This window comes from Actinomadura sp. 7K534 (genome assembly GCF_004348575.1).
Classification (GTDB): domain Bacteria; phylum Actinomycetota; class Actinomycetes; order Streptosporangiales; family Streptosporangiaceae; genus Spirillospora; species Spirillospora livida.
On record NZ_SMKB01000207.1, the window covers coordinates 1 to 12,763 of the forward strand.

The following is a 12,763-nucleotide window of genomic DNA, read 5'->3' on the forward strand; positions in this document are numbered from 1 at the left end:
GGCGCCGGGGTCTTCGGCGGGATCTGGCCGAGCAGCATCCCCGCGAAGGCGATGGCCATGCCCGCCAGCTGGAGCGGGGTGAGCGCCTGGCCGAGCGCGGCCCAGCCGATGACGGCCGCGGACAGCGGGCTCAGCAGGACGAGGAACGCGACCGAGGTGGCGGGCAGGCGGGAGATGCCGCGGAACCAGATCCAGTACCCGATGGCGGTGCCGAAGACGGCGAGGTAGAGGTAGCCGGAGATCGCGGCGCCGTCGAGCGCGGGCGGCGCGCCCTCCACCAGCAGCGCAACGGGCACGAGCAGCAGGCCGCCGGCGGTGAGCTGCCAGCCGGTGAACGGCAGCGCCCCGACCCCGTCCGGGCGTCCCCAGCGCTTGGTGAGTACGGTCCCGGCGGCCATGGACGCGGTCCCGGCGAGCCCGGCGATGATCCCGGTGGTGTCGAGGACCGCGTCGGCGCGCAGCACCACGAGGCTCACCCCGAACACGCCGATGACCCCGGCGAGGAGCTTCTGCCCCGTGGGCCGCTCGGACAGCAGGAGCCCGGCGAGGGCGAGGGTGAACAGCGGGCTGGCCGCGCCGAGGATGGCGGCGACGCCGCCGGGCAGCCGGTAGGCGGCCAGGAACAGCAGCGGGAAGAACACGCCGATGTTCAGCGCGCCGAGCACCGCGGCCCGCCAGACCCACACGCCGCGCGGCAGGACGCGGGCGATGAGCAGCAGCGCCAGCCCGGCCGGCAGCGCGCGCAGCAGCGCGGTGAGGAGCGGTCGGTCGGGCGGGAGGAACTCGGTGGTCACGGCATAGGTCGATCCCCAGACGACTGGGGTGAGGGCGGTGAACGCGACCGTCCCGGGGGTGCCCGACATCTCGATACCTTCGTGTTGATTATCTTAATACTAAGATAATCGCCGCCATGAGCTCTAGCGTCAAGTAGGTCAACGTTGAGATTTATTCCGTCGGGCACGCCCGGGGCGGGCCGGTGTCAGAACGCCGTTCAGAACGCCTCGTCGAAGGCGACCGTCCCCTCGACTCCGATCTGGTAGGCCGAGACGCGGCGCTCGAAGAAGTTGGACAGCTCCTGCACGTCCTGCAGCTCCATGAACGAGAACGGGTTCTGCGCACCGTAGCGGGGCGGGAGGCCGAGCCGGACGAGCCGCTGGTCGGCCACGTACTCCAGGTAGGTGCGCATGTCGGCGGCGCTCATCCCGGACAGGCCGTCCCCGCACAGGTCGCGGGCGAAGCCGGACTCGGCCTCGACCGCCTCCTCCATCATGCGGGTGACCTGGGCGGTCAGCTCCGCGTCGAACAGGCCGGGCTCCTCGGCCCGGACGGTGTCCACGACGGAGAACGCGAACTCCATGTGCATCGACTCGTCCCTGAAGACCCAGTTGGTGCCGGATGCGAGGCCGTTCAGGAGACCGCGCGACCGCAGCCAGTAGACGTAGGCGAAGGCGCCGTAGAAGAACAGGCCCTCGATGCACGCGGCGAAGCAGATGAGGTTCAGCAGGAAGGCGCGGCGGTCGGCGGTTGTCCGGAGCTCGTCCAGGGCGCCGAGCGAGTCGATCCAGCGGAAGCAGAACTCCGCCTTCGACCGGATGGACGGGATGTGCTCGATCGCCGCGAACGCCTTGGCGCGCTCGTCCTGGTCGGGCAGGTAGGTGTCCAGGAGCGTCAGGTAGAACTGCACGTGGACGGCCTCCTCGAACAGCTGCCGCGACAGGTAGAGCCGGGCCTCCGGGGCGTTCACGTGCTTGTAGAGGTTGAGCACCAGGTTGTTCGCCACGATCGAGTCGCCGGTCGCGAAGAACGCGACCAGCCGGTTGACGAGGTGCAGCTCGGCGGGCGTCAGGCGGGCGAGATCGACGAGGTCGGACGCGAGGTCCACCTCCTCGACCGTCCACGTGTTGCGGATCGCGGCGCGGTACCGCTCGTAGAAGTCGGGGTAGCGCATGGGCCGCAGGGTCAGGTCCATACCGGGGTCGAGCAGCATGCCGTTTCCTTCCGTTCGCCTGCTCACTGGCACGCCTCGCAGGTCTCGGGGTTCTCCAGGGAGCAGGTCGCGGCGGTCTCGGCGGCGACCGTCGTCTGCGCGATCCGGGTGGCCGGGCGGGAGCGCAGGTAGTAGGTCGTCTTGAGGCCGCTCCGCCAGGCGTAGGCGTACATCGAGGAGAGCTTCCCGATGGTCGGCGTCTCCATGAAGAGGTTCAGCGAGTGCGACTGGTCGATGTACGGGGTGCGGGCGGCGGCGAGGTCGATCAGCGCCTTCTGCGGCAGTTCCCAGGCCGTCCGGTAGAGGGTCCGCATCTCCTCCGGGAGGTCCACGAGGCCCTGGACGGACCCGTTCGCCTTCTTGATCGCCTCGCGGACGCCCGGCGTCCACCGGCCGAGCGACTTGAGGTCGTCGACCAGGTAGCCGTTGATCTGCAGGAACTCGCCGGAGAGCGTCTCCCGCTTGAACAGGTTGGACACCTGCGGCTCGATGCACTCGTAGCAGCCCGCGATGGACGCGATCGTGGCCGTCGGCGCGATGGCGATGAGCAGCGAGTTGCGGAGCCCGACCTCGGCGATCCGCTCGCGGAGCCTCTCCCACTCGGCGGGGTGGACGGGCTTCGCGTCCGGGAAATGGTCCAGGTGGAGCCGGCCGCGCGCCGTCCGGGTCTTGGCGTAGGCGGGCAGCGGGCCGTTCGCCGCGGCCAGGTCGGCGGACGCGGCGTAGGCGGCCAGCGCGATCTCCTCGGAGATGCGGGTCGACAGGTCCCGGGCCTCCGGTGAGTCGAAGGGGAGGCGGAGGGTGAAGAACACGTCGGCCAGGCCCATCACGCCGAGGCCGATCGGCCGCCACCTGGTGTTCGCCGCCTCCGCCTCGGGCGTCGGGTAGAAGCCGCGGTCGATCGTGCGGTCCAGGAACCGGACGGCGGTGCGGACGGTGGCGCGGAGCCGGTCCCAGTCCATCCCGGACGGCGTGACATGCGCGGCGAGGTTCACCGACCCGAGGTTGCAGACGGCCGCCTCGCCGTCACCGGTCACCTCCAGGATCTCCGTGCACAGGTTCGACAGGTGGACCGTCTGACCTGGTTCGGCGGTCTGGTTGCAGGCGCGGTTGGCGGCGTCCTTGAACGTCATCCACCCGTTGCCCGTCTCCGCCAAAGTGCGCATCATCCGCCCGTACAGCCTGCGGGCCGGGAGCTGCCGGACGTACCGGCCCTCCTTCTCCGCCTCGCGGTACGCGCGGTCGAACGCGTCGCCCCACAGGTCCGCCAGCTCGGGGACCTCCTTCGGGTCGAACAGCGACCACGCCGCGTCCTGCTCGACGCGGCGCATGAACTCGTCCGGGATCCAGTTCGCGAGGTTGAGGTTGTGGGTGCGGCGCGCGTCCTCGCCGGTGTTGTCGCGCAGTTCGAGGAACTCCTCGACGTCGGCGTGCCACGGCTCCAGGTACACGCACGCGGCCCCCTTGCGGCGCCCGCCCTGGTTGACGGCGGCGACGGACGCGTCGAGCGTGCGCAGCCACGGGACGATCCCGTTGGAGTGCCCGTTGGTGCCGCGGATCAGCGAGCCCCGCGACCGCACCTTCGTCCACGAGATCCCGATGCCGCCCGCGTACTTGCTCAGCCGCGCCACCTGCGCGTACCGCTCGTAGATCGACTCCAGCTCGTCGCGCGGCGAGTCGAGGAGGAAGCAGGACGACAGCTGGGGGCGGCGCGCGGCCGAGTTGAACAGCGTCGGCGAGCTGGGCAGGTACGACAGCGTGCTGAGCAGCCCGTACAGCTCGGCCGCCTCGTCGTACGTGTCGGCGAGACCGCACGCTACGCGCAGCAGGAAGTGCTGGGGGCGCTCAAGGACGAGCCGCGTCCGCGGATGCCTCAGCAGGTACCGGTCGTACAGGGTGCGGAGGCCGAAGTACTCGAAGCGGTCGTCGGCCGTCTCGTCGATGAGCGCGTCGAGCGCGGGCGCGTGGGCGGCGACGAACGCGGCGGGCGCGTCCGCCAGCAGGCCCTCGCGGTGCGCGGCGGCGACCGACTCGCCGAACGTCCGGACGCCCGCGGCCGCGGCCTCCGCCCGGATGCGGGCGCCGAGGAGCCGCGCGGCGACCCTGGAGTACCCGGGTTCGGCGGGGACCAGGGCGCCCGCCTCGCCGATCGCGAGGTCCCGCAGCGCTGCCGCGTCCGCGCCGTCGCCGGGCCGGACGGCGGCCAGCACCCGTTCCGCGTCGGCACCGGGTATCGCCTCGCAGGCGGCCTCGACCTCGGCGGCGATCTCCGCGAACGCCGTGGGCGGCGCGGCCAGATCCTGTGTCACGTGCTCTTCTCCCCTCGCAGACCGCCTCACGGAGGCATGCGAACGGGACGCGAGCCGCCCGCCGGGGCGCACCGCGCTCCGTCCCGAGCCCACCCGCGAGGCCTGGACGAACGACGTGCGGGCAGGTCTTCGGACTCGCGGGCGCCGCCTCTTCCGAGGCGTCCTACTGGCCGTCGCTTCCCGGGCCGTGCGGCCCAGTGCTCGATGACGGCGGTCGTTCCCGCTCACCGCTGCGGGGCAGTCCCGGATTCGCACCGGGTTCCCTCTCACGTCGCCCCCGCCGCGGACGGCGGGGGCGAACCAGCACGGGATTGAACCCTACATCTAGTTGGCGATCTTTGCGCAACCCCAAGATGTTGGGCGTGTCTGAAAGATATGACGGGGTCGGCTGCGCGGCCGCCGACCCGGGTGGGAGGATGGTGGCGCCATGTCCCCGCCTGCCCCGAACCCGGTGTTCCGGCCCGCTCGCGCGGTGGTGTTCGCCACCGTGTGCGTCACCCTGGCCGTCACCGGGCACGTGCTGGCCGCGGGGACGGTCCCGGCCTGGTCGGCCGCAGCGGGCTTCTTCCTCGTCCTCGGCGTGACCCTGGTGCTGGCGGGCCACGAGCGCTCGCTGGCGACGATCCTGGGCGGGCTCCTCGGCGGGCAGTTCGCGCTGCACACCCTGTTCACGGCGGCGTCCGGCCCCGTCCACCACCCGGCGGCGCACGGCGCGATGACACACGGGCCGGACGTCATGGTCCCGGTCGCGCACGGCGCGGACGGCCCGGCGATGACGCTCGCGCACACCGCGGCCGCCATGGTCGCGGCGTGGTGGCTGCGGCGCGGCGAGCGGGCCGCGTGGTCGCTGGCCCGGCGCGTCGCCGCCGCGGCGGACCGCCCGATCCGGCTGCTCATCGCCCTCCTCACCATTGAACCGGCGGCGCCGCCGCGGCGTACTCCGCTGACACCGGCGGCCGCCGCCGTCACCGCCACCGGCCGGGTGCTGCGGCACCAGGTCGTCCGGCGGGGTCCACCGATCCGTTCGAGGGCGCTCGCCCACAGCTGAGCGCCGTACGTCACCGGGACGCCGCAGCACGGCGCTCCCGTGTCTCCCCCGTACGACTCGAACGGAGTTCCGTCATGTCCTTCATTCCGCATGCCCGCCGCGCGGGCGCGGTGGCCTCCCTCGCCGCCATATCGGTCACGGGGCTGGCCACGGCCGCGTCCGCGCACGTCACCGCCAACCCGAAGACCGCCGAGCAGGGCTCGTACGCCAAGGTCGCGTTCCGCGTGCCGAACGAGCGGGACAACGCGTCCACCACGAAGGTCGTGGTGCACCTCCCGGCCGAGCACCCGCTGTCGTCGGTGTCGGTCCGGCCCGTCCCCGGCTGGAAGGTGAAGGTCGAGAAGGCCGAGCTGCCCGAGCCCGTCAAGGCGCACGGCGGCGAGCTGACCGAGGCCGTCAGCAAGATCACCTGGTCGGGCGGCGAGATCGCGCCCGGCGAGTTCCAGGAGTTCGACGTCTCCATGGGCCGGCTGCCCACCGACACCGACCTGATGGTGTTCAAGGCGGACCAGACGTACTCGAACGGCGAGGTCGTCAAGTGGGCGGAGGAGCCGCCGGCGGAGGGCGCGGAGGAGCCCGAGCACCCCGCGCCGGTTCTCAGGCTGCTCCCGGAGGGCGGCACGGAGACCGCGGGGCTGACCGCCGAGGCGAAGCCCGCCGAGCCCGCGGCGGCGTCCGCCGGCGACGGGACGGCCCGCCTGCTCGGCGGCATCGGCATCGCCATCGGGGTGATCGGTATCGGAGTCGGCGGAGCCGGCATGGCACGGACGAGGAGCAAGGCATGATCCGCATGGTGAGGGTGGCCGCGGCGATGGCGCTGACCGTCGCACTGGCGGTGCTGTTCGCGGCCCCGGCATCGGCGCACGACACCCTGACCGGGTCGAACCCGAAGAAGGACGCGACCGTCGAGGCGCCGCCGGAGATCGAACTGACGTTCTCGGGCCCGGTGCGGCTGCCGCGCGTCGTCGTCACGGACGCGTCCGAGAAGCAGTACCAGTCGGGAGACCCCCAAGCGGTCGACAACAAGGTCACGGCGGCGCTCGGCACGCTGCCGAACGGTGAGTACACGGTCGCGTGGCGCGTCGTGTCGTCGGACGGCCACCCCATCCAGGGGACCTACAAGTTCACCGTGGAGGGCTCGCCCGCCGAGTCCGCCGCACCGTCCACCGCGGCCGCCGAGCCCGCGGCGCCGGAGCCGACCGCGACGAACGCCGCGTCCACCGACGACTCGGGCGGCTCCTCGGGCTGGCTGTGGATCGGCCTGATCGCCCTCGTCATCGGCGCGGCCGCCGCAGCGGTCGCCTGGCTCCGCCGCTCCACGGCGTCCGGGAACTGATCGATTCGGCCACCGGTCGGGTGATTACAGAATTACAGTGATTACCCGACCGGTTGCACCCTTGGGGGCCGAATGATCGTCGAGTACATCCGCTACCGCATCGACCCGCGGACGGCCGAGGAGTTCGAGGCCGCCTACTCGCGGGCGTCGGCCGCGCTCGCCGCCGCGCCCCAGTGCGTGGACTACGAACTGTCCCGCTGCGTCGAGGAGCCCGGCGTCTACGTCCTGCGCATCGGCTGGACGTCCGCCGACGACCACATGAAGGGCTTCCGGGGCGGTGAGCACTTCCCCGCGTTCTTCGCCGAGATCAAGCCGTACGTCCAGGCCATCGAGGAAATGCGGCACTACGAGCGGACGTCCGTGCGCGGCACCGGCTCATCCGTCCCGACGATGTACGAGTGGGCGGGCGGCGCCGAGGCGCTCGAACGGCTCACCGAGGTCTTCTACACGAACGTCCTCAAGGACGACCTGCTCAGACCGCTGTTCGAGCACATGGCACCCGACCACCCGAAGTGGGTCGCGATCTGGCTGGGCGAGGTATTCCGCGGCCCCGAGCGGTACAGCGGCGAGCGCGGCGGATACCACCACATGGTCCGGCAGCACCTCGGCAAGGCCATCACCGAACCGCAGCGACGCCGCTGGGTCTCCCTGCTGATGGACGCCGCGGACGAGACCGGCCTCCCCGCCGACCCGGAGTTCCGCGCCGCGTTCACGTCGTACATCGAGTGGGGGACGCGCATCGCCCTCGCCAACTCCCAGCCGGACTCGAAGCCGCCCCTGGAGGCCCCGATGCCCCACTGGGACTGGGGCGTCGCCCCGCCCTACATCCCCGCCAACCCCTGACCACGCCCCAGCGCTTTACGCGAGCCCCCGGCATTCCTGTGGCCGGGGGCTCGCAGGCAAGAAGAATCGTCAGTACCGGCCGCCCGCGCCGGACTTGATGTCGGCGGTGAAGCCATCCCAGGCCGCTGGGGAGAACATCAGCTTCGGCCCGTCCGGGTCCTTGGAGTCCCGCACCCCGACCAGCGACGCAAGGCGCGCGACCTCAACACAGTTGCCACCTTCATGGCCGCTGTAGCTGCTCTTACGCCAGTGGAGGCTCGGCGTGTCCTTCATAGTCTCTCCATCGCTGCCCTTATCGCGGCTCGCGACTCCTCGATAGAGAGTGCGTAGCCTCTAAGCGAGTCCCAGCGTACGACGAAGTCCGCGATCCTGTCGGGTCTCTGGATCAAGGTTCCAATACCGGACGACTCCGTGTAGGCGACGTTGGCTCCATCCGGAAAGCCGAGGATGGTGAAGTCGCCGGTGAGGCCCACGTGATAGCCCGCGCGAAAAGGCATGACCTCGATCACTGCTCCACCCCGCTCGGAAGCCCCGAGTAGCGCTTCGAGCTGCCCATGCATGACCTCGGGGCTTCCGATCACACGATGCAAGATCACTTCGTCGATGGCCAACCAAACAAGGGGACCATTTTCCCTATGAAGGATCGCCTGGCGCTCCATGCGTTTCGCAACCAACTCCGAGACATGGTCACCATGAGTCATCCCCATGACCGCTGCCGCATAGTCCTCAGTCTGGAAGAGGCCGTTGACGAGGAAACCGGAAAATGCGCGGACTGATCTGGCCTTCGTTTCTCGCTCCGCGTACTCAGCGAAGCCCGGGGGCAGCGCCGTCTGCAGTTCAACGTCGTTGGCCAGCTTCCACATGCGGTGGAAGATGCCGTCCGTCTTGAAGTAGGTGTCAAGGTCTTCGGCGCTCTGCTTGGAGACCTTGCGGCCGCTCTCCATGGTGCTGATCCACTGTGGCGTGCAGCCGAGCGCGTCCGCCAATTCTTTGCCCGTGAGCCCGGTCTGCTCGCGCTTGCGGCGGAGTTCGGCACCGAAGAAGATGCGTGCTCGGTTTTCATTCATCGGGAGCCTCCGGAGGGTGAACCAGGGGGGACTGGTTGAGGTGATCTTCCATGGTGCCTGGAGATATGGGACAGCCGCCAACTGTCTTTACCGGCCTCCGGCTCTCATTTCAAGCTCTTTCGACTCAGCGCCAGATACCGACCAATTCGAGGAGAATGAACAAAATGGCGCTCATGTCCGGTGGCGAGACGGCCGGCGGGTTCACCTGGCGCAAGTACGTCTCCTCCTCCTGACCCGCCGCGCGGCGCGCCCCCGCGGGCTTTGGCGTTCCTACGGTTATGGGAAAGAGCAGGTCACAACCGGGGTCGGGCCGTTCGCTGGACGGAGGGAGGGGTAGGCGGCGCCAAGACAGGGGTCACGCGACACTCACCTCGCGGGGTTGCATGCGGAAGACCGTGGGCGTTCCCAAGCGGTTTCTGGTCGGCCGGCCACTGCGCACCGCGCAACTGGGTGAGACGCTGCTCCCCAAGAAGATCGCATTGCCGGTCTTCTGCAGCGACCCGCTGTCCTCCAACGCCTACGCCACCGAGGAGATCCTGCTCGCGCTCGGCCTGGGCGGGCTGGCGCTGATCCACCTCACGCCGTGGGTCGCGGCCGCGGTGATCACCCTGCTGGCGGTGGTCGTCCTGTCCTACCGGCAGACCTGCCACGCCTATCCCAGCGGCGGCGGCGCCTACGTCGTCAGCCGGGAGAACCTGGGCGTCAACGCCTCGCTGACCGCCGCGAGCGCCCTGCTGGTCGACTACGTGCTGACCGTCGCGGTCTCGGTGTCCGCCGGGGTCGCCAACGCCGCGTCCGCGCTGCCCGCCATGGCGCCGTACGCGGTGCACGTCTCGTTGGGCCTGATCGCGCTGCTGACGCTCATGAACCTGCGCGGCGTCCGGGTATCCGGGACGATCTTCGCCGTCCCGACCTACGGCTTCGTCACCGTGGTCGCGGTCATGATCGCGTGGGGTGCGGCACGGGCGCTCGCCGGTGACACCCCGCGGGCGGAGTCCGCCCACTTCGGGATCACGACCGCCCACGGCACGACCGGCTGGCTGCTCGTCGCGCTGATCCTGCGCGCCTTCTCCCAGGGCTGCACCGCGCTCACCGGCGTCGAGGCCGTCAGCAACGGCGTCCCCCACTTCAAGCCGCCCAAGAGCCGGAACGCCGCCGACACCTTGGCGATCATGGGCGGGATCACCATCGCGATGTTCGCGGGGCTCACCGCGCTCGCCCTGATCTCCGACGTCCGGGTCGCCGCCGATCCCGCGCAGCTGACCGGCACTCCCGAAGGCTACGAGCAGAAGACCGTCATCTCCCAGATCGCCGGGGCGGTGTTCGGCGGCGGATCCGTCCCGTTCTACCTGGTCGCCGGATTCACCGCCGCGATCCTCGTGCTGGCGGCCAACACCGCCTTCAACGGCTTCCCGACCCTCGCCTCCGTCCTGGGCCAGGACGCCTACCTCCCCAGGCAGTTCTCCCGGCGCGGCGACCGGCTCGTCTTCAGCAACGGCATCTTGCTGCTCGCCGTCCTCGCCTGCGGCCTGGTCTGGGCCTTCGGCGCCAGCCCCACGCGTCTCATCCAGCTCTACATCATCGGCGTCTTCGTCTCCTTCACCCTCAGCCAGACCGGCATGGTCCGGCACTGGACCGCCCTCCTCGACCAGGCCCAGGGGACCGTGCCGCAGCGGGCCCGGATGCACCGCGCCCGCGTGATCAACGCCGTCGGGGCCGCCCTCACCGCCGTGGTCCTGGTCGTGGTCCTGGTCACGAAGTTCACCCACGGCGCCTGGATCGTCGTCATCGCGATGCCGGCCGTCTTCATGATGATGAAGGCCATCCACCGCCACTACACGCGTGTCGCGACCGAAGTGGAGCCGACCGCGGAAGCGGTCTCCCTGCCCAGCCGCGTCCACGCCGTCGTGCTCGTGTCCAACCTGCACGCGCCCGCCCTGCGCGCCATCGCCTTCGCCCGCGCGACCCGGCCCTCCACCCTCGTCGCCGTGACCGTCCGCACCCCCGACGGCGACACCGAGGAACTCGAAAGGAACTGGGCCCGGTACGACGTTCCCGTTCCGCTGACCGTCCTCGACTCCCCCTACCGGGACATCACGGGCCCCGTCCTGGACTACATCGCCCGGATCCGCCGGAAAAGCCCCCGCGACGTCGTGTGCGTGTTCATCCCCGAGTACGTCGTCGGCCACTGGTGGGAGCAACTCCTGCACAACCAGAGCGCTCTCCACCTCACGGCACGGCTCATGTTCCGGCCTGGCGTCATGGTCACCAGCGTCCCCTGGCGGCTCGGCTCCGCCGGACCGGTCGCCGACCGGCCCGACGAGCACCCCGCCCCCCGCGATCACCCGTCCTGAAGGCGCGGGCCGGCGGTCCCCGCGACGGGTAGGGGAATCGCAAAGGAACGTCCCGATACCCCCGTTCGGGGGTGGCGTCGGTCACGCGGTATGGCGACGATCCTTGTACCGGGTGTCCGTGCGGCTTCGAGGAGAGACCATGCCCGCTGTCGAGTTCCGCGCGGCGCGCGACTTCCTGCTCGCGCATCGCGACGACTACGCGACCGCGTACGAGAAGTTCCGCTGGCCGGTGCTGACCGGTTTCAACTGGGCGCTGGACTGGTTCGACAGGGTCGCGGAGAGCAACGACTCGCCCGCGCTGTGGATCGTCGAGGAGGACGGCTCCGAGGCCAGGTACACGTTCTCGGAGCTGTCCCGGCGGTCGAACCAGACGGCGAACCTGCTGCGCCGGACGGGGGTGCGGCGCGGCGACCGGATCATCCTGATGCTCGGCAACCAGGTCGAGCTGTGGGAGACCGTGCTGGCCGCGATGAAGATCGGCGCGATCCTCATCCCGTGCACGCCGCTGCTCGGCACCGCGGACCTGCGGGACCGGCTGACCCGCGGCAACGCCCGGCACGTGGTCGTCGCGTCCGGCGACACCGGCAAGTTCGACGGCGTGCAGGGCGAGTACACGCGGATCGCCGTGGGCGACCCGGTGGACGGGTGGGTGCGCTATGCCGACGCGTACGGGGAGGCGGAGTCGTTCACGCCCTTCGGCCTCACCATGTCGCAGGACACGCTGCTGCTGTACTTCACGTCCGGGACGACGGCGAAGCCGAAGCTCGTCGAGCACACGCACGCGACCTACCCGGCCGGGCACCTGTCCACGATGTACTGGATCGGGCTGCGGCCCGGGGACGTCCACCTGAACATCTCGTCGCCCGGGTGGGCCAAGCACGCGTGGAGCAACATCTTCGCGCCGTGGAACGCCGAGGCGTGCGTGTTCATCTTCAACTACACGCGGTTCGACGCCGACCGGCTGCTCGACACGATCGAGCGCTGCGGCATCACGAGCTTCTGCGCGCCGCCGACGGTGTGGCGGATGCTGATCCAGGCGGACCTGGGGCGGCTCGCCACGCCGCCCCGGGAGGTGGTGGCGGCCGGGGAGCCGCTCAACCCCGAGGTGATCGAGCGGGTCCGGGACGCGTGGGGCAGGACGATCCGCGACGGGTTCGGGCAGACCGAGACGACCGTGCAGATCGCCAACACCCCCGGCCAGCCCGTCAAGCCGGGATCGATGGGACGCGCCGCGCCCGGCTACCGGGTGGCGCTGATCGACCCGCTGACCGGGCGGCCCGGGGACGAGGGCGAGATCTGCCTGGAGCTGGAGGACCGCCCGCTCGGGCTGATGGTCGGCTACCACGGCGACGAGGCGCGCACCGAGGAGGCGATGGCGGGCGGCTACTACCACACCGGCGACATCGGCTCCCGCGACGAGGACGGGTACATCACCTACGTCGGGCGGGCCGACGACGTGTTCAAGGCGTCCGACTACAAGATCTCGCCGTTCGAGCTGGAGAGCGTGCTGATCGAGCACGAGGCGGTGGCGGAGGCCGCGGTGGTGCCGTCGCCCGACCCGGTCAGGGCGGCCGTGCCGAAGGCGTACGTGACGCTCGCGGCCGGCTGGGAGCCGGACGCCGCGACCGCGAAGGCGATCTTCGAGCACAGCCGGGCGCAGCTGTCGCCGTACAAGCGGATCCGGCGGCTGGAGTTCGCCGAGCTGCCGAAGACGATCTCCGGCAAGATCCGCCGCGTGGAGCTGCGGACCAGCGAGTTCGACAAGCACCCCGGTTCGGACCCCGGTGGGGGGACGACCCCCCACACCCCCCGGAACGAC

The 12,763-nt window shown here is 70.6% G+C and carries 11 protein-coding genes and 1 riboswitch; of the genes, 6 read left to right on the forward strand and 5 right to left on the reverse strand.

From position 1 onward, the window contains the following. The 3 genes from E1266_RS29055 to E1266_RS29065 form a co-directional block, all read right to left on the reverse strand. Positions 1–863 (reverse strand): EamA family transporter (locus tag E1266_RS29055; protein WP_132052413.1); only part of this gene is annotated, 863 nt, incomplete at its 3' end. 128 nt (positions 864–991) lie between these two features. After that, complete coding sequence (locus E1266_RS29060) at positions 992–1,987, reverse strand: ribonucleotide-diphosphate reductase subunit beta (RefSeq protein WP_132052415.1); 996 nt, start codon at positions 1,985–1,987, stop codon at positions 992–994. Between the two features lie 23 nt (positions 1,988–2,010). Next, the gene (locus E1266_RS29065) at positions 2,011–4,296 is read right to left on the reverse strand and encodes a ribonucleoside-diphosphate reductase subunit alpha (RefSeq protein ID WP_132052417.1); all 2,286 of its coding nucleotides are present in this window, start codon (positions 4,294–4,296) and stop codon (positions 2,011–2,013) included. Positions 4,297–4,398: 102 nt separating this feature from the next. Then, positions 4,399–4,616, reverse strand: a riboswitch (cobalamin riboswitch). A gap of 107 nt (positions 4,617–4,723) precedes the next feature. On the opposite strand from E1266_RS29065, the gene E1266_RS29070 reads away from it, so the two are divergent. The 4 genes from E1266_RS29070 to E1266_RS29085 all read left to right on the forward strand — a co-directional run bounded on the left by E1266_RS29070 (position 4,724) and on the right by E1266_RS29085 (position 7,523). Further along, on the forward strand, positions 4,724–5,344 hold the full coding sequence (locus tag E1266_RS29070; protein ID WP_132052419.1) for a hypothetical protein: 621 nt from the start codon (positions 4,724–4,726) through the stop codon (positions 5,342–5,344). 74 nt (positions 5,345–5,418) lie between these two features. Beyond that, entirely contained in the window at positions 5,419–6,129 is a 711-nt protein-coding gene (locus E1266_RS29075) for a YcnI family protein (protein ID WP_132052421.1), read from the forward strand. After that, positions 6,126–6,680 (forward strand): copper resistance CopC family protein, encoded by a 555-nt coding sequence (locus E1266_RS29080; protein ID WP_243719014.1) that lies wholly within the window; start codon positions 6,126–6,128, stop codon positions 6,678–6,680. Before E1266_RS29075 ends, E1266_RS29080 begins: the two co-directional genes overlap by 4 nt. Positions 6,681–6,752: 72 nt before the next feature. Further along, a complete protein-coding gene (locus E1266_RS29085; protein ID WP_132052423.1) occupies positions 6,753–7,523 on the forward strand; it encodes an antibiotic biosynthesis monooxygenase in 771 nt (256 codons plus the stop codon). Between the two features lie 69 nt (positions 7,524–7,592). Here the strand turns inward: E1266_RS29085 and E1266_RS29090 are convergent, their stop codons facing one another. Beyond that, positions 7,593–7,796 carry a DUF397 domain-containing protein gene (locus E1266_RS29090; RefSeq protein ID WP_132052425.1) on the reverse strand — a complete coding sequence of 68 codons (204 nt, stop codon included), beginning with the start codon at positions 7,794–7,796 and terminating at the stop codon, positions 7,593–7,595. Then, positions 7,793–8,590, reverse strand: coding sequence for a helix-turn-helix transcriptional regulator (locus E1266_RS29095; RefSeq protein ID WP_132052427.1), 798 nt, complete (start codon positions 8,588–8,590; stop codon positions 7,793–7,795). Before E1266_RS29095 ends, E1266_RS29090 begins: the two co-directional genes overlap by 4 nt. Before the next feature lie 383 nt (positions 8,591–8,973). Here E1266_RS29095 and E1266_RS29100 point away from each other — a divergent pair, with 383 nt between their 5' ends. Together E1266_RS29100 and E1266_RS29105 are read left to right on the forward strand one after the other, a co-directional pair. After that, the gene (locus E1266_RS29100; RefSeq protein ID WP_132052429.1) at positions 8,974–10,944 is read left to right on the forward strand and encodes an APC family permease; all 1,971 of its coding nucleotides are present in this window, start codon (positions 8,974–8,976) and stop codon (positions 10,942–10,944) included. 139 nt (positions 10,945–11,083) lie between these two features. Continuing rightward, positions 11,084–12,763, forward strand: a 1,680-nt coding sequence (locus E1266_RS29105) for an AMP-binding protein (protein ID WP_132052431.1), incomplete at its 3' end; no start/stop codon positions are given.